We start from the raw sequence: 15693 nt of genomic DNA, 5'->3' as shown, positions 1-15693 counted from the left end.
CATGGTGACGCATTCCGGGCGGAGTTGACACCGGTGTCCGCGTTTCTTTCCCTGTCCGCCGCCGCGCCTGGTGGCGTGCCGGGGCCGGTGCCCCGCGGAGCGGGCACCGGCCGGGGCGGGCTCAGCGGCCCGTGACCATCGGGACCCAGCGCCCGGCGCCCCCCTCGGCGCCCTTGCGGAAGCCGCTCAGCGGCACGGCCTTGCCGCTGCCGACCGTGACGAGGAGGAGCTGGGTGCGGAACTCGTTCCGGCCGCCGCACTTCTTGGGGTCGCAGCCGAGGGCGATGAGCCGTTTGCCGTCCGCCCAGGCGAGCGGCTGCATGCCGGGGACCGTGGCGACCTTCTTGCCGGTGCGCGCGTCCACGACGGGCGAGCCGTTCACGTCGCCGTCGGCCGCGGCGTACGCGCCGTCCGGCGAGAGCCCGGCCCGGGACGCGCCCGCGTACCGCTCCCCCGCCGGTGTCCGGGTCTTCTCGCCGTCCGGGGTGTACCAGTCGCGGGTCCCGTCGCTCTTCTCGGCGTACAGCACGGTCCCGTCGCGCCCCCACACCAGGTCCGTGCGGCTGACGCCGAGGGGGGCGCCCCAGGTGTCGGGCTCGGACCGCGGCAGGGCGCGGAAGGGGCCGACGTCCCCCGTGGCGGCGTCGATCACGTAGAAGCCGGTGCGGCTGCTGTGCTGCCGCGGCCCGTTCGCCGGGTGGTCGTCCGGCCGGTCGATCAGCCGGTCCGGGTTCCTGCTGTACGCGGTCGCGACGAGCCTGCGCCCGTCGGGGGACCACGTGACGGCCGCCACCGGGCGCTCCACGGTGATCCAGCGCGTCACCCGGCCCGTCATGAGGTCGAGCAGGCCGATGCGGGACGCGGGCAGCTCACCCTCCAGGACGGCGGCGGTGCGCAGGCCGGGGGCGACGTCCACCCAGGCCCACTTCTCGTCGGCGGGCGCGTATCCGCCGGTCTTCTGGTCGAGGAGGTGGTACCGGCGCAGGAACAGCTCGTCGCCGTCGTCCTCCTTGACGGTGCGGCCGGTGTAGAACCCGGACACCGCGGCGTTCCCGGCCGCGATCAGCTCGCGCGGCGGCGACTGGTCGGGGTGCGCCTCGACGTCGGCGGTGCGGGTCTCGCTGGCGGGCGTCGCCTGGACGCCCCTGGGGTCGGAGACCGTCACGGTCACCGCGGTGGCGACCACGGCGGCCACGGCGACGGCGCCGCCGGCGAGGCCGCGGGCGGTACGGCGGTGCCGTCGGGTCCGCAGCACCCGGTCCGCGAGGTCGCCGGGTGCCCGGACGTGCTCGGCGGCCTGTTCCTGGAGCGTCCGGCGCACCAGTTGGTCAACGTTCACGGTCGTACCTCCACGGGCGAGATGTCACGGGACGGTGCCGCCGGCCGGGCGGCGGCCGGGGCGAGGGCCGCGAGTTCGGGCGCGAGCCGGCGCAGCCGGGCGAGGGAGCGGTGCGTGGTGCTGCGGACCGTGCCGACGGAGCAGCCGAGGACGCGGGCGACGTCCGCCTCCGGCAGGTCCTCGAAGTACCGCAGGACGAGCACCGTGCGCTGGCGCGGGGTGAGCCGGGCGAGCGCGCCGCGCATCAGGACGCGCAGCTCGGCGGCGCCCTGCTCGCCGTCGCTCGCCCGCTCGGGCGGCTCGGCCACGGCGACCTCGCGGCGCGGCCACTTCAGCCGCCATCTGCTGATCTGCTGCCGGTACAGGACCTGCCGGGCGTACGCCTCCGGGTCGTCGATCCCGCGCCATCTGTCCGCCACCTTGACCAGCGCGTTCTGGAGCTGGTCCTCGGCGGCGTGCCGGTCGCCGCCGCACAGCAGCACGGCGGTCCTCAGCAGGGCGGAGGACCTGCTCTCCACGAACTCCCGGAAGCGTTCCTGGCTCTCGGCATCCATCGTCACCTTCTCTTCTCCGGCGGCCTTGTCGCCCCCTCTGTCCCGGATGACGTGCGCGGACCCGTGCCGCTATGCCTGGTGGCGGGCGGAGACACGCGTGGGGCGCCTGTCCCGGCGGTCCGGGAGAGGCGCCCCACGAGGCGGGTGGTGCTAGTTGTGGCTGTGCAGGATGTCGTTCAGGCCGCCCCAGACCGCGTTGTTCGGGCGGGCCTCGACGGTGCCGGTGACCGAGTTGCGGCGGAAGAGGATGTTCGAGGCGCCGGACAGCTCCCGGGCCTTGACGATCTGCCCGTCGGGCATCGTCACGCGCGTACCGGCCGTGACGTACAGGCCCGCCTCGACGACGCACTCGTCGCCGAGCGCGATGCCGACGCCGGCCTCGGCGCCGATCAGGCAGCGCTCGCCGATGACGATGCGGACGTTGCCGCCGCCGGAGAGGGTGCCCATGGTGGAGGCGCCGCCGCCGATGTCCGAGCCGTCGCCGACGACGACGCCGGCGGAGATGCGGCCCTCGACCATGGAGGTGCCGAGCGTGCCGGCGTTGAAGTTCACGAAGCCCTCGTGCATCACCGTGGTGCCCTCGGCGAGGTGCGCGCCGAGCCGCACCCGGTCGGCGTCGCCGATGCGGACGCCCTTGGGCGCGACGTAGTCCGTCATGCGCGGGAACTTGTCCACGGAGGTCACCTGGAGGTGCAGGCCCTCGGCGCGGGCGTTCAGGCGCACCTTCTCCAGGTCGTCCACGGCGACCGGGCCGAGCGAGGTCCACGCGACGTTGGCGAGGAAGCCGAACATGCCGTCCAGGTTGGCGCCGTGCGGCTTGATCAGGCGGTGGCTGAGCAGGTGCAGGCGCAGGTAGACGTCGTGGGCGTCCACCGGCTTCTCGTCCAGCGAGCCGACGACCGTGCGGACGGCGACGACCTCCACGCCCCGGCGGGCGTCCGGCCCGATCGCCTTCGCGGCACCCTCGCCGAGCAGCTCCACGGCACGCTCGGCGCCCAGCCGCTCGGTGCCCGCGGGGCCGGGCCCGTCGGCGAGCTCGGGAGCGGGGAACCAGGTGTCGAGCACGGTGCCGTCGGCGGCGATGGTGGCGAGCCCGGCGGCAACGGCGCCGGTGGTGCGGGAAGCAGTCGTATCGGTCATGGGTGAAAACCTAACCGGGCCGACGACACGGAAGCCAACCGGCACCCGCCCCACAGCCCTCACCCACCGCCGCCCGCCCTGCCCCCGGGCCTACTGGGCCCCCACCCCACAGCCCCGAACCCTGCCGGTCCCCAACCCCACGGGTCCCCGGCCTACCGGCACCCACCCTGCCGCTCCCCGGCCCGCCCGGAGCAGTGCCTCGCAGCAGAGGCCGCGCGCACAGGTCCACATGCTCGGGGCCGCGCGCTCGGGCAGAAGCGGAAGCCGCGCGCCCGGCGAAGGGCGGACACCCCCGCCCCGGACCCGTCAACGCCCCCCGGAACCGGAGCCAGAACCGGAGCCGGAGCCAGCGCCGGAGCCGGCGCCCAGCACCCTGCCGAGCATCTCCCGCGTGTACGCCTCGTCGTACTCGCCCCCCGTGAGCAGCGCCTGCAGGCAGATGCCGTCCATCAGCGCGACCAGGCCCCGCGCGGTGGCGGGGTCCGTCCGCTCCCGCAGCACCGCGCCGACGCCCTCGCACCACTCGGCGGCGACCGGCCGCAGCGCGGGGCGGCGCAGCGCGGCCAGATACAGCTCGTACTCCAGCTCGACCCCCTCGCGCCCCCGGGCGGCCCACTCGCCGAGCAGCGCCGCGAGCTCGGCGGCCAGGTCGGCGTCCGGGTCGTCCAGCACCCCGCGCTCCCGTACGAGCTGCGCGAACCCCTCGTTGGCCTGCCGCAGGGCGGCCACGAGCAGGTCGTCGAGCGTCTTGAAGTGGTACGTCGTCGAGCCCAGCGGCACATCGGCCTCGGCCGCCACGGACCGGTGGCTGAGGCCCGCTATGCCCTTCTCGCCCGCGACCCGCAGCGCCGCGTCGATGATCCGCTGCCGCCGCTCGGGGTCGTAGCGCCGGGCCACTAGTGGGCACCGCCCAGGTTGAGCACGACGACGCCGACGATGACCAGCAGGATCCCCGCCACCTTCACCAGGCTCGTCGACTCCCCCAGGAACACCATCCCGATGGCGGCGACGGCGGCGGTCCCGACCCCGGCCCAGATGGCGTAGGCGGTGCCCACCGAGAGCGTCTTGAGCGTCTGCGCGAGGAGCGTGAAGGCCAGCACGTACCCCACGACGGTGACCAGCGAGGGCCACAGCTTGCTGAACCCCTCGCTGTACTTCATGGCCGTCGTCCCGGCCACCTCCGCCGCGATGGCCGCGGCCAGCAGTCCGTATCCCATGCGTACTAGCGTACACAACGATGCGTACGGGTGTACACACAGCGACCGGTGGCAAGGCGCGACGGCCTCTACTGTCAGTACTGTCAGGCATCATCGCGGCATGGAGCACTCCGCACATGAATCGGATGTCAGAGCGGACTTCGCGCGAGCCATCCAGTCAGCCATGGCCGAGGCGGCTCGCGAGGGCAGCACAAGGCCTACGTTGCAGAAGATCGCCCATGCCAGCCAGGGAGGCGATCGCCCGAGCATCAGCACGTCGGCGATCAGCGCATGGAAGACGGGACAACGCGTCCCCTCCTCCTGGTCCGTGCTGGAATCCTTTCTCAGCGCCTTGGAGAAGGCGGCTTCGCTGCCCAGGGGAAAGTTCGACCGACGCTCCTGGGAGCGGCTCTACACGAAAGCGCAAAGAGAACCCGTCGCCTCTGAGCACCCAGGAGTGGCGATGTTTCTCGTGCGGGACGCCGACCCTCTCGAACTCAAGGTGCACCGAGCACGCACCACAGCGGACGGTAACGCCCTCCCTGTGTACATTCCCCGCGATATCGACTCCGCGGTGCGCGATGCCTTGTCCCGGATGGGCGACGACGGTGGCGTCATCCTCCTCACCGGCCCCTCCACGGCCGGTAAGACGCGGTGTGCCTATGAGGCGATGACGGCAACGTTGCCGGATCACAGCCTGATCGTGCCTCACCATGTCACCGACCTTCCGAACGCGGTCAGCGAAGCGGTTCGTGCAGCGAAGACGGGAACACCCTGCGTCCTGTGGCTCAACGACATGGAGCAGTACCTGGGGCCGGAAGGGCTGGCACTCAACGACATACGCGCCCTGCGCGCGGCGCGAACCGTAGTGCTCGGCACGATGCGTTCCCGCATCCGCAATGACCTCCCTTCCCACGAACTGGTGCGCCTTGCCGAAGAGTTCGAGGTCGGGCGGCTGTGGTCCTCAAAGGAACTCGAACGCGCTCGCGAGCAGCTTCGGGCCCGCCGCGACGAACGGCTACGGCTGGCTCTCGACCAGGCAGACGACTTCGGCATCGCGGAGACACTTGCCACAGGCCCCCAGCTATGGCGGGAGCTGCGCAGCGCGTCAGTGGTGAATGGCAACCCCAGGGGAGCCGCGCTGGTCTGGGCCGCGATCGACTTGGCGCTGGCGGGACTCACCGATCCATTGCCCGTGGAACTGCTCAAGGAACTGCACGAGCAGTATCTGCCGGGGCGCAACAAGCAGCTGATCTCCCCGGAGCCCTTTGACACCGCACTGTCCTGGGCGACAAGCCCCCGGGATGCCGTGACAAGGCTGCTGATCCCCGAGGAGGAGGGCCTCAGGCCGTTCGACTACCTCTTGGACGCCCACCTGAGAGATCGAGGCCCATCACCGGAACTCATCCCTGACGAGATTTGGGAAGTCGCCCTCGCACAGGGCTCCCGCAAGCATCAGCGCTTCGGCATCGCTCTGGCCGCTCACGCCAACGACCGGATGGACATCGGCAGACGCGCCTTGCTGCCCCTCGCTGAGACGGGAGATGTGGACACCTTCCGCGCGCTGGGACTCCTCTACGAGCGGAGCGACGCACAGGAAGCGATCCGGTGGCTTCAGCGCGCCATCGATGCCGGAGACGTCCTGTCCCTCCGCCTCATGGGCAATCTCCATTTCCGGGCGCAGGACCGCCAGACCGCGAGCGAGTGGTACAGGCAGGCAGCGGAAGCAGGAGACGAGGTTTCCGAGTCGTACTACAACTATCCGGGCGTGGACCGCAGAGCCGTCCCGGACGAGTTGGCTCCACCGCCCGCGCCCGAAAACGAGGCGGACGAAGAAGCGGACTGGGACGAAGACCGGGACTACGGTCCGACTGCTCGCACGCTGAAGGTACTGGGAGCGGCTTGCGACATCCTGGCTGACTATTCATACGACACACTCGAAGAGATCGGCGACCGACCAGTCGATCTCGGTGACAACTACGCCTTCACCTTCAGCGACCTCCCGGTCCTGACGTGGCGACAGAACAGTCATTGGCGTCGACGAATGACGCGCTGTTTCGATGACTTGGCCGATGACATCAGGGCCGGGAAGTGGCCAAGGCCCACCTGTACAGGCGAGGAGATGGCCCTGCACATAGCCGTAGATCACGCATCAAGCATGGTGATCGACGACTCCGAGCTGGTCACCTCATTGATAGAGGGACTCCCGGCGCACCACGACGACTGGGACTGGGACCTTTGTCTGGATGTCCTTCTGGAAGACACCGATGTGCTGTTCCTGTACGAGCCCTGGTCCCAGGGCATCGAGGACTCCGACCACCACCTCAACCAGTTCATGGGTATCGCGAACCTTGAGGCGGAGGACTGGTTCAAACCCTTCTACAAAGAGACCGCACGCGACCCGGAGCGAGGATTTCGCCGCTGAGCCTCCGTCCCGCCGTCCCGCCGGGAAAGCCCGCTCACGTGCCGTGACCTGGAGAATCGTGCATCAGCACCGCAAGCCTGGTGGCCGCGTCGGCACAGGGTTCGGTTACGTGGTGCCACGCGATCGCGGCAACTGCCCTACGACGGAAGGCCCTCTCCATGCCCTTCACCCACGAACTACTCCTCCTCGCAGGCATCCCGCTGGCCCTCAGCCTCATACTGCTCATCGGGCACCTCGCGACCCTGCGAGGTTTGCGGGGCGGTCAACGCGTGGCCGCCTTCCAGGTCTTCACCGACGCGGTGAGGCGCCGCCGGTAATGCGAAGGGCCCGGCGCTGCGCGCCGGGCCCTTCATGTAGACCTGTCAGACGTTGAACCCCAGCGCCCGGAGCTGCTCGCGGCCGTCGTCGGTGATCTTGTCGGGGCCCCACGGCGGCATCCAGACCCAGTTGATCCTGAGTTCGTTGACGATGCCGTCCGTCGCGGACTTCGCCTGGTCCTCGATGACGTCGGTCAGCGGGCAGGCCGCCGAGGTGAGCGTCATGTCGATGGTGGCGATGTTGGCGTCGTCGACGTGGATGCCGTAGATCAGGCCGAGGTTGACCACGTCGATGCCCAGCTCGGGGTCGACGACGTCGTAGAGCGCCTCGCGGACCTCCTCCTCCGATGCGGGCTTCGTCGTGAGAGTCTCGTTCTCGCTCATGCCGTCTTCCTTTCGGCGTCGGTGCCGGCCCCCAGGGCCTGCGCCGTCGCGTCCTTCCACGCCATCCAGCTCAGCAGGGCGCACTTGACGCGGGCGGGGTACTTGGAGACCCCGGCGAACGCGACCGCGTCCTCCAGGACCTCCTCCATCGCGTCGTCCGGCTCCAGCTTGCCCTTGGACTGCATCAGCTCCAGGAACACCTCCTGGATCTTCTGCGCCTCGGCCAGGTCCTTGCCGACCAGGAGGTCGTTCAGGACGGACGCGCTGGCCTGGCTGATGGAGCAGCCCTGGCCCTCGTAGCTGACGTCCTCGATGCGGGAGCCGTCGTACTTCACGCGCAGTGTGATCTCGTCACCGCACGTCGGGTTGACGTGGTGCACCTCCGCGTCGCCCGGGCGCAGACCGCGGCCGTGCGGATGCTTGTAGTGGTCCAGGATCACTTCCTGGTACATCGAATCCAGCTTCACTGCGAGCAGCCCCTCAGCCGAAGAAGTTCCGGACGTGCTCCAGGCCGTCGACGAGGGCGTCGATCTCGCCGGGCGTGGAGTACAGATAGAACGACGCTCGCGTGGTCGCGGGAATTCCGTACCTGAGGCACACGGGGCGGGCGCAGTGGTGGCCGACCCGTACCGCGATGCCCTGTTCGTCGAGGACCTGGCCCACGTCGTGCGGGTGGATGTCCCCGAGCGTGAAGGAGATCGCCGCGCCCCGGTCCTCGGCCGTGCCGGGGCCGATGATCCGCAGGTCAGGGACCTCCAGGAGCCGCTTCACCGCGTACTCGGTGATCGCGTGCTCGTGCTGGGCGATCTTGTCCATGCCGATGGCGGTCAGGTAGTCCACCGCCGCGCCGAGGCCGACGGCCTGCGCGACCGGCGGGGTGCCCGCCTCGAACTTGTGCGGCGCGGGCGCGTAGGTCGAGGAGTGCATGGACACCGTCTCGATCATCTCGCCGCCGCCGAGGAACGGGGGCAGGTCCTCCAGGAGCTCCTGGCGGCCCCAGAGCACGCCGATGCCCGTCGGGCCGCACATCTTGTGGCCGGTGAAGGCTACGAAGTCGGCCTGGAGCGCCTGCACGTCCAGCGGCATGTGCGGCGCGGCCTGCGAGGCGTCGACCAGGACCAGCGCGCCGACCTCCTGGGCGCGGCGCACGATGGCCTCGACCGGGTTGTGCGTGCCGAGGATGTTGGAGACCAGGACGAAGGAGACGATCTTCGTCTTCTCCGTGATGACCTCGTCGATGTTCGACAGGTCGAGGCGGCCGTCGTCGGTGAGGCCGAACCACTTCAGCTTCGCGCCCGTGCGCTGCGAGAGCAACTGCCACGGCACGATGTTGGAGTGGTGCTCCATCTCCGTGATGACGATCTCGGTCTCGTGGTCCACGCGGTAGGGCTCGTCGGCCCAGCCGAGCATGTTGGCCACGAGGTTGAGCGACTCTGAGGCGTTCTTGGTGAAGATCACCTCGTCGCGGCTGGGCGCGTTGATGAACTCCGCGACCTTGTCACGGGCGCCCTCGTACAGCGCCGTGGCCTCCTCGGCGAGGACGTGCACGCCGCGGTGGACGTTGGCGTTGTGCTGCTCGTAGTACTCGCTGAGCACGTCGATGACCTGGCGCGGCGTCTGCGAGGTCGCCGCGTTGTCCAGGTAGACGAGCTTCTTGCCGTCGTGGAGCGCGCGCTCCAGGATCGGGAAGTCCTTGCGGAGCGTCTCGGTGTCGAGGAGGCCCGGCAGTGCTGTCACGCGGACGCGCCTCCCTTCACGTACGCCTCGTAGCCCTCGTTCTCCAGCTTGTCGGCGAGCTCGGGGCCGCCGGACTCGGCGATGCGGCCGTTCGCGAAGACGTGGACGTAGTCGGGCTTGATGTAGCGCAGGATGCGCGTGTAGTGCGTGATGAGCAGGGTGCCCACCTCGCCCGTCTCGCGGACGCGGTTGACGCCCTCGGAGACGACGCGCAGGGCGTCGACGTCCAGGCCGGAGTCGGTCTCGTCGAGGATCGCGATCTTCGGCTTGAGGAGCTCCATCTGCAGGATCTCGTGGCGCTTCTTCTCACCGCCGGAGAAGCCCTCGTTCACGTTGCGCTCGGCGAAGGACGGGTCCATCTGGAGCCCGGCCATCGACTCCTTGACCTCCTTCACCCAGGTGCGCAGCTTGGGGGCCTCGCCGCGGATCGCCGTCGCCGACGTGCGCAGGAAGTTGGAGACGGAGACGCCAGGGACCTCGACGGGGTACTGCATGGCGAGGAACATGCCCGCGCGGGCACGCTCGTCGACCTCCATCGCCAGGACGTCCTCGCCGTCGAGAGTGACGGTGCCCTGCGTGATCGTGTACTTGGGGTGGCCCGCGATGGAGTAGGCGAGGGTCGACTTGCCGGAGCCGTTGGGGCCCATGATGGCGTGCGTCTCGCCCTGCTTCACGGTCAGGTCGACACCCTTGAGGATTTCCTTGGTGCCGTTCTCGACCTCGACGGTCACGTGCAGGTCGCGGATTTCAAGCGTTGCCATGGGTGCCTCAGGACTCCTGGGTGACGGAGGCGCGTACGTCGACAAGGACGTCGCCCCCTTCGATCTTTACGGGGTATACGGGGACGGGGCGCGTCGCGGGAAGGCCGGACGGCTTGCCGGTGCGGAGGTCGAAGGCGGAGCCGTGCAGCCAGCACTCGATCTGGCAGTCCTCCACCTCGCCCTCGGAGAGGGAGACGTTCGCGTGCGAGCAGATGTCGTGGATCGCGAACACCTCGCCCTCGGTGTGGACGAGCGAGACCGGCGTGCCGTCGAGTTCCACCCGCTTCGGGGTGTCCTCCTCCAGCTCGCCCAGCCCACAGGCGCGTACGTACGTCATGCGACGGACGCCTCCAGCTCCTCTTCGATCTTCGCGATGAGCCGCTCCTGGATGTCGTCGACACCGATCTGCTGGACGAGCTCCGCGAAGAAGCCGCGGACCACGAGGCGGCGGGCCTCGCGCTCCGGGATGCCGCGGGCCATCAGGTAGAAGAGCTGCTCGTCGTCGAAGCGGCCGGTCGCCGAGGCGTGACCGGCGCCGACGATCTCGCCGGTCTCGATCTCGAGGTTCGGCACCGAGTCGACCCGGGCGCCGTCCGTCAGGACCAGGTTCCGGTTCATCTCGTAGGTGTCGGTGCCCTCGGCCTTGGCCTCGATGAGGACGTCGCCGATCCACACGGCGTGCGCCTGCTCGCCCTGGAGCGCGCCCTTGTAGACGACGTTGGACTTGCAGTGCGGGACGTTGTGGTCGACCAGAAGGCGGTGCTCCTGGTGCTGGCCGGCGTCGGTGAAGTACAGGCCGAACAGCTCCGCCTCGCCGCCCGGGCCGGCGTAGGCCACGCGCGGGTGGATGCGGACGACGTCGCCGCCGAAGGTCACCACGACGGACTTGAAGGAGGCGTCGCGGCCCACGAGCGCGTTGTGCTGCGCCACGTGCACGGCCTTGTCGTCCCAGTCCTGCACGGAGACGACGGTCAGCTTGGCGCCGTCGCCGAGGACGTAGTCGACGTTGGCGGCGAGGACCGCGTCACCGGAGTGGTCGATGACGACGACGGCCTCGGCGAACGCGCCCAGCTCGATGACCTGGTGGCCGAAGGCGGTGCCGCCGTCGCCGTGCACGGCGATGCGGATCGGCTCGGCGAGCACCGTCTCCTTGGGGACGGTCACGACCGAGGCCTTCTCGAAGGCCGAGTACGCCTGCGCGGCCACGCGGTCCACCGGGGTGCCGGCCCTGCCGAGCCGGGCGTCGTCGCGGCCGACGGTCTCCACGGTGACGCCCTCGGGCGCCTCCACCTCGACCTTGACGCCCTCGCCGGTGGCGACGGCCGTGCCGTCGTGCAGCCCGCGCAGGCGCTCCAGCGGGGTGAAGCGCCACTCCTCCTCGCGGCCGTGCGGCACCGGGAAGTCCGCCACGTCGAAGGACGGCGGCGCGCTCATGCGCGTGGCGACGGTGGACTCCGCTGCCACCGCGATGGAACCGGCGGTGGTCGACCCCACCGGGATGTTCTGGGCCTCAGCCATGGCTGTCGTCGTGCTCTCTCTCTGCGTGTCAGTCGGTCGCTGCGTCGGTGGCGGGGCGGTACTAGCCGACGGCGCCTTCCATCTGCAGCTCGATCAGCCGGTTCAGCTCCAGGGCGTACTCCATGGGGAGCTCCTTGGCGATCGGCTCGACGAAGCCGCGCACGATCATCGCCATCGCCTCGAACTCGGTCAGACCGCGGCTCATCAGGTAGAAGAGCTGGTCCTCGGAGACCTTGGAGACGGTGGCCTCGTGCCCCATGGACACGTCGTCCTCGCGGACGTCCACGTACGGGTACGTGTCCGAGCGGGAGATCGTGTCGACGAGCAGCGCGTCGCAGAGCACGTTGGACTTCGCGCCCGGCGCGCCCTCGCCGATCTCGATCAGGCCGCGGTACGACGTCCGGCCGCCGCCGCGGGCCACGGACTTCGAGACGATGTTGGACGACGTGTTCGGCGCCATGTGGACCATCTTGGCGCCCGCGTCCTGGTGCTGGCCCTCGCCCGCGAAGGCGATGGACAGGGTCTCGCCCTTGGCGTGCTCGCCCATCAGGTAGACGGCCGGGTACTTCATGGTGACCTTGGAGCCGATGTTGCCGTCGATCCACTCCATGGTCGCGCCCTCGTACGCCACGGCGCGCTTGGTGACCAGGTTGTAGACGTTGTTCGACCAGTTCTGGATCGTCGTGTAGCGGCAGCGGCCGCCCTTCTTGACGATGATCTCGACGACGGCGGAGTGCAGCGAGTCCGACTTGTAGATCGGGGCGGTACAGCCCTCGACGTAGTGGACGTAGGCGTCCTCGTCGACGATGATCAGCGTCCGCTCGAACTGGCCCATGTTCTCCGTGTTGATGCGGAAGTAGGCCTGGAGCGGGATCTCGACGTGCACGCCCTTGGGGACGTAGATGAACGATCCGCCGGACCAGACGGCCGTGTTCAGCGCGGCGAACTTGTTGTCACCGGCGGGGATGACGGTCCCGAAGTACTCCTTGAAGAGCTCCGGGTGCTCCTTGAGCGCGGTGTCGGTGTCCAGGAAGATGACGCCCTGCTCCTCCAGGTCCTCGCGGATCTGGTGGTAGACGACCTCGGACTCGTACTGCGCGGCGACGCCGGCGACCAGGCGCTGCTTCTCCGCCTCGGGGATGCCGAGCTTGTCGTACGTGTTCTTGATGTCCTCCGGCAGGTCCTCCCAGGACTCGGCCTGCTTCTCGGTGGACCGCACGAAGTACTTGATGTTGTCGAAGTCGATGCCCGACAGGTCCGAGCCCCAGTTCGGCATGGGCTTCTTCTCGAAGAGCTTCAGGCCCTTGAGGCGCAGCTTCGTCATCCACTCCGGCTCGGACTTCTTGCCCGAGATGTCGCGGACGACGTCCTCGCTCAGGCCGCGCTTGGCGGCGGCACCGGCCTCGTCGGAGTCGGCCCAGCCGTACTCGTAATTGCCCAGGCCCTCGAGCTCAGGGTGGGCAGTCTCCGTGGGGAGAGTCATGCGGGGTTCCTCCCGGCCGTGCTTGCTGATGCGTGGTTGGCGGTTCGTGGGGTGGTCTGCGGGGTGCCCTGCGGGACCTCGCCGCGCGGGATGAACGTCGTGCAGACGCCGTCGCCGTGCGCGATGGTGGCGAGCCGCTGGACGTGCGTCCCGAGCAGCTCGGAGAAGATCTCCGTCTCCGCCTCGCAGAGCTGCGGATACTGCTCGGCGACGTGGGCGACCGGGCAGTGGTGCTGGCAGAGCTGCTCGCCGCTGCGCGGCGGGGGTGCGCTACGCGCCGTAGCAGCGTACCCGTCGGCGGTCAACGCCTTCGCCAGCGCCCGGGTGCGGTTCTCGGGGGACGCCGCCTCCACGGCCGCGCGGTAGGCCTTCGCCTGCTCGGCGACGCGGGCGCGGGCGAACGCGGCGACCGCCTCCTCGCCGTGGGTCTGCCCGATCCAGCGCAGGGCTTCGGCGGCCAGCTTGTCGTACGACTGGTCGAAGGCGTCCCGGCCGCAGTCGGTGAGCGCGAAGACCTTGGCGGGGCGGCCGCGCCCCCGGGCGCCGTAGACCCGCTTCTCGCGGGGCTCCACCACGTTCTCCTGGACGAGGGCGTCGAGGTGGCGGCGGACGGCGGCCTGGGTGAGGCCGAGGCGGCCCGCGAGGTCGGCCACCGTCGAGGGGCCGTGGTCCAGGATGGAGCGCGCGACGCGGTTGCGCGTGGACCGCTCACCGGTCGCGAGCTCTTCCTGAGGAGCCCCGGTGGGGGTCTCCTGAGCCTCGCCGACGTTTTTCACAACGCCATTGTTGCGTAATTCCTCAGAGCCTGACAAGCCACGTCCGGATCACCCGGCGGTGCCGTGCATCACTTAGGCAAACCTAAGCTGACCTGCGGAAACGATCACCGGCCCAACAAATCGGTGGCGCCCCCGTAGGCGGTGCAGAAGACTCCGGGACCATGTCGACACCCCCTGTGACCGGCCCTTTGTGCACGCGCGCGACCCTCGCGGAAGAACTGCGCGCCCTCGGCGTGCGACAGGGTGACACGCTCCTCGCGCACACCTCGCTCAGCTCCCTCGGCTGGGTCTGCGGCGGCGCCGAAACGGTGGTCCTCGCGCTGCTCGACGCCCTCGGCGACGAGGGCACCCTCGTCGTGCCTACCCAGTCCTCCGACAACTCCGACCCGGCGGAGTGGCAGCACCCTCCCGTGCCCGAGGAGTGGTGGCCGGTGATCCGCAAGACGATGCCGGCGTACGACCCGCGCACCGCGCGCACCCGCGGTGTCGGCGTGGTCCCGGAGACCGTCCGCACCTGGCCCGGAGCCGTCCGCAGCGCCCATCCGCAGACGTCGTTCGCTGCCGTGGGCCCCCGCGCGCGGGAGCTGATGGCCGGCCACGCCCTGGACTGCCGCCTGGGCGAGCGCAGCCCGCTGGCCCGGCTGGAGGAGGCGGGCGCGCGCGTGCTGCTCCTGGGCGCGGGCTTCGACTCCTGCACGGCCTTCCACCTGGCGGAGTACCGCCTGCCCGCGCCGCTGGTGGAGAACTCCTTCGCGGTGCTGACCGAGCACGGCCGCCGCTGGACGACCGTGCGCGAGCCCGCGATCAGCGAGGACCGCTTCGACGAGCTGGGCGCGGCCTTCGAGCGGGACCGCCCGGTCACGCGCGGGGCGGTCGGGGCCGCCACGGCCCGCCTCTTCGCGCTGCCGGACGCCGTCGCGTACGCCGGGGGGTGGCTGGCGGAACACCGGCCTCCGGCGGGCGCCTGAGCGCGCTCCCTTCCCGGCGACCGGGGGCCTTCGCGAGCGGGGGCCGGGCGGCCTTCGAGCCCGGAGGCCGGGCCCCCTCCGGCCCTCTCTAGACTTCCCGTCATGGGAAATGAGTCCGTCGTCCAGGTCAGGGGCCTGGTCAAGCGGTACGGGGCGAAGACCGCGGTGGACGGCCTCGACCTGGACGTCCGCGCAGGCACCGTCACCGCCGTGCTCGGCCCGAACGGCGCCGGGAAGACCACCACCGTCGAGACCTGCGAGGGCTACCGCACGCCCGACGCGGGCACGGTCCGCGTCCTCGGCCTCGACCCGGTCGCCCAGGCCGCCGCGCTGCGCCCGCGCATCGGCGTGATGCTCCAGTCCGGCGGCGTCTACTCCGGCGCCCGCGCCGAGGAGATGCTGCGGCACGTCGCCACGCTGCACGCCCACCCGCTCGACGTTGACGCCCTCGTCGAACGGCTCGGGCTCGGCTCCTGCGGCCGCACCACCTACCGCCGCCTCTCCGGCGGCCAGCAGCAGCGCCTCGCGCTCGCCCTGGCCGTCGTCGGCCGCCCCGAGCTGGTCTTCCTCGACGAGCCGACCGCCGGGCTCGACCCGCAGGCCCGCCACGCCACCTGGGGCCTCGTGCGCGACCTGCGCGCCGACGGGGTCGGCGTCGTCCTCACCACGCACGCCATGGACGAGGCCGAGGAGCTGGCCGACGACGTCGCCATCATCGACGCCGGCAAGGTGGTCGCCCAGGGCAGCCCCGAGGAGCTGTGCCGCGGCGGCGCCGAGAACACCCTGCGCTTCACCGGCCGCCCCGGCCTCGACGTCGGCTCGCTGCTCAAGGCGCTGCCCCCGGACTCCGCGGCCGCCGAGGTCACCCCGGGCGCGTACCGCGTGAGCGGCACCGTCGACCCGCAACTGCTCGCCACCGTCACCTCCTGGTGCGCGCAGCACGGCGTCATGCCGGACCGGATCTCCGTGGAACGGCACACCCTGGAGGACGTCTTCTTGGAGCTCACGGGTAAGGAGCTGCGGTCGTGACCAGCACCACCGGCGGTACGTCCGGCACGTCGGGCACATCGAACAGTCCCGGCACTCCCGGCACGC

17 protein-coding genes are annotated in these 15693 nt (G+C 70.4%); 4 read left to right on the top strand and 13 right to left on the bottom strand.

Translation table 11 applies throughout. From position 1 onward, the window contains the following. Positions 1-121 precede the first annotated feature (121 nt). The 5 genes from IE330_RS12525 to IE330_RS12505 all read right to left on the bottom strand — a co-directional run bounded on the left by IE330_RS12525 (position 122) and on the right by IE330_RS12505 (position 4250). A complete protein-coding gene (locus tag IE330_RS12525) occupies positions 122-1339 on the bottom strand; it encodes a WD40 repeat domain-containing protein (protein ID WP_190136019.1) in 1218 nt (405 codons plus the stop codon). After that, positions 1336-1893: a SigE family RNA polymerase sigma factor gene (locus IE330_RS12520; protein WP_190136018.1), complete on the bottom strand. Its 558-nt coding sequence runs from the start codon at positions 1891-1893 to the stop codon at positions 1336-1338. The genes IE330_RS12525 and IE330_RS12520 overlap by 4 nt, the downstream gene beginning before the upstream one ends. A gap of 150 nt (positions 1894-2043) precedes the next feature. After that, positions 2044-3033, bottom strand: coding sequence for a 2,3,4,5-tetrahydropyridine-2,6-dicarboxylate N-succinyltransferase (gene dapD / locus IE330_RS12515; protein WP_190136017.1), 990 nt, complete (start codon positions 3031-3033; stop codon positions 2044-2046). A 306-nt stretch (positions 3034-3339) separates the two neighbouring features. Further along, positions 3340-3930 (bottom strand): TetR/AcrR family transcriptional regulator, encoded by a 591-nt coding sequence (locus tag IE330_RS12510; protein WP_190136016.1) that lies wholly within the window; start codon positions 3928-3930, stop codon positions 3340-3342. Beyond that, the gene (locus IE330_RS12505; protein ID WP_190136015.1) at positions 3930-4250 is read right to left on the bottom strand and encodes a DMT family transporter; all 321 of its coding nucleotides are present in this window, start codon (positions 4248-4250) and stop codon (positions 3930-3932) included. The genes IE330_RS12510 and IE330_RS12505 overlap by 1 nt, the downstream gene beginning before the upstream one ends. A 100-nt stretch (positions 4251-4350) precedes the next feature. Between IE330_RS12505 and IE330_RS12500 the strand changes: the two genes are divergently transcribed. Then, positions 4351-6654, top strand: a complete 2304-nt coding sequence (locus IE330_RS12500) for a sel1 repeat family protein (protein ID WP_190136014.1) — start codon at positions 4351-4353, stop codon at positions 6652-6654. A 158-nt stretch (positions 6655-6812) separates the two neighbouring features. Beyond that, positions 6813-6971: a hypothetical protein gene (locus IE330_RS12495; RefSeq protein ID WP_190136013.1), complete on the top strand. Its 159-nt coding sequence runs from the start codon at positions 6813-6815 to the stop codon at positions 6969-6971. Positions 6972-7016: 45 nt separating this feature from the next. Here the strand turns inward: IE330_RS12495 and IE330_RS12490 are convergent, their stop codons facing one another. From IE330_RS12490 to IE330_RS12455, 8 genes are all read right to left on the bottom strand, one after another. Then, positions 7017-7355 (bottom strand): metal-sulfur cluster assembly factor, encoded by a 339-nt coding sequence (locus tag IE330_RS12490; protein WP_030687191.1) that lies wholly within the window; start codon positions 7353-7355, stop codon positions 7017-7019. After that, positions 7352-7822, bottom strand: a complete 471-nt coding sequence (sufU, locus tag IE330_RS12485; protein WP_190136012.1) for a Fe-S cluster assembly sulfur transfer protein SufU — start codon at positions 7820-7822, stop codon at positions 7352-7354. Before sufU ends, IE330_RS12490 begins: the two co-directional genes overlap by 4 nt. A 13-nt stretch (positions 7823-7835) precedes the next feature. After that, complete coding sequence (locus IE330_RS12480; RefSeq protein ID WP_190136011.1) at positions 7836-9092, bottom strand: cysteine desulfurase; 1257 nt, start codon at positions 9090-9092, stop codon at positions 7836-7838. Further along, entirely contained in the window at positions 9089-9853 is a 765-nt protein-coding gene (gene sufC, locus IE330_RS12475) for a Fe-S cluster assembly ATPase SufC (protein WP_190136010.1), read from the bottom strand. The genes IE330_RS12480 and sufC overlap by 4 nt, the downstream gene beginning before the upstream one ends. Positions 9854-9860: 7 nt before the next feature. Further along, positions 9861-10190: a bifunctional 3-phenylpropionate/cinnamic acid dioxygenase ferredoxin subunit gene (locus tag IE330_RS12470; protein WP_190136009.1), complete on the bottom strand. Its 330-nt coding sequence runs from the start codon at positions 10188-10190 to the stop codon at positions 9861-9863. Then, the gene (gene sufD, locus IE330_RS12465) at positions 10187-11371 is read right to left on the bottom strand and encodes a Fe-S cluster assembly protein SufD (RefSeq protein WP_190136008.1); all 1185 of its coding nucleotides are present in this window, start codon (positions 11369-11371) and stop codon (positions 10187-10189) included. The genes IE330_RS12470 and sufD overlap by 4 nt, the downstream gene beginning before the upstream one ends. A gap of 61 nt (positions 11372-11432) precedes the next feature. Continuing rightward, positions 11433-12854 (bottom strand): Fe-S cluster assembly protein SufB, encoded by a 1422-nt coding sequence (gene sufB, locus IE330_RS12460; protein ID WP_190136007.1) that lies wholly within the window; start codon positions 12852-12854, stop codon positions 11433-11435. Beyond that, on the bottom strand, positions 12851-13630 hold the full coding sequence (locus IE330_RS12455; protein ID WP_190136006.1) for a helix-turn-helix transcriptional regulator: 780 nt from the start codon (positions 13628-13630) through the stop codon (positions 12851-12853). The genes sufB and IE330_RS12455 overlap by 4 nt, the downstream gene beginning before the upstream one ends. Before the next feature lie 161 nt (positions 13631-13791). Between IE330_RS12455 and IE330_RS12450 the strand changes: the two genes are divergently transcribed. Continuing rightward, positions 13792-14598 carry an AAC(3) family N-acetyltransferase gene (locus tag IE330_RS12450; protein ID WP_190136005.1) on the top strand — a complete coding sequence of 269 codons (807 nt, stop codon included), beginning with the start codon at positions 13792-13794 and terminating at the stop codon, positions 14596-14598. A 102-nt stretch (positions 14599-14700) separates the two neighbouring features. After that, positions 14701-15627 carry an ABC transporter ATP-binding protein gene (locus tag IE330_RS12445; RefSeq protein ID WP_190136004.1) on the top strand — a complete coding sequence of 309 codons (927 nt, stop codon included), beginning with the start codon at positions 14701-14703 and terminating at the stop codon, positions 15625-15627. Positions 15628-15693: the final 66 nt, after the last annotated feature.

The organism is Streptomyces longispororuber (genome assembly GCF_014656095.1).
Lineage (GTDB): Bacteria > Actinomycetota > Actinomycetes > Streptomycetales > Streptomycetaceae > Streptomyces > Streptomyces longispororuber.
Note: the sequence above shows the minus strand (reverse complement) of the source record. Positions and strands in the feature narration are given on the sequence as shown.

Excerpts from the sequence above, each read along its gene's own strand:
- IE330_RS12520 (WP_190136018.1), bottom strand. The coding sequence starts at position 1,893 with ATGGATGCCGAGAGCCAGGAACGCTTCCGGGAGTTCGTGGAGAGCAGG.
- dapD (WP_190136017.1), bottom strand. The coding sequence starts at position 3,033 with ATGACCGATACGACTGCTTCCCGCACCACCGGCGCCGTTGCCGCCGGG.
- IE330_RS12505 (WP_190136015.1), bottom strand. The coding sequence starts at position 4,250 with ATGGGATACGGACTGCTGGCCGCGGCCATCGCGGCGGAGGTGGCCGGG.
- IE330_RS12500 (WP_190136014.1), top strand. The coding sequence starts at position 4,351 with ATGGAGCACTCCGCACATGAATCGGATGTCAGAGCGGACTTCGCGCGA.
- IE330_RS12495 (WP_190136013.1), top strand. The coding sequence starts at position 6,813 with ATGCCCTTCACCCACGAACTACTCCTCCTCGCAGGCATCCCGCTGGCC.
- IE330_RS12490 (WP_030687191.1), bottom strand. The coding sequence starts at position 7,355 with ATGAGCGAGAACGAGACTCTCACGACGAAGCCCGCATCGGAGGAGGAG.
- sufC (WP_190136010.1), bottom strand. The coding sequence starts at position 9,853 with ATGGCAACGCTTGAAATCCGCGACCTGCACGTGACCGTCGAGGTCGAG.
- IE330_RS12470 (WP_190136009.1), bottom strand. The coding sequence starts at position 10,190 with ATGACGTACGTACGCGCCTGTGGGCTGGGCGAGCTGGAGGAGGACACC.
- sufD (WP_190136008.1), bottom strand. The coding sequence starts at position 11,371 with ATGGCTGAGGCCCAGAACATCCCGGTGGGGTCGACCACCGCCGGTTCC.
- sufB (WP_190136007.1), bottom strand. The coding sequence starts at position 12,854 with ATGACTCTCCCCACGGAGACTGCCCACCCTGAGCTCGAGGGCCTGGGC.
- IE330_RS12450 (WP_190136005.1), top strand. The coding sequence starts at position 13,792 with ATGTCGACACCCCCTGTGACCGGCCCTTTGTGCACGCGCGCGACCCTC.
- IE330_RS12445 (WP_190136004.1), top strand. The coding sequence starts at position 14,701 with ATGGGAAATGAGTCCGTCGTCCAGGTCAGGGGCCTGGTCAAGCGGTAC.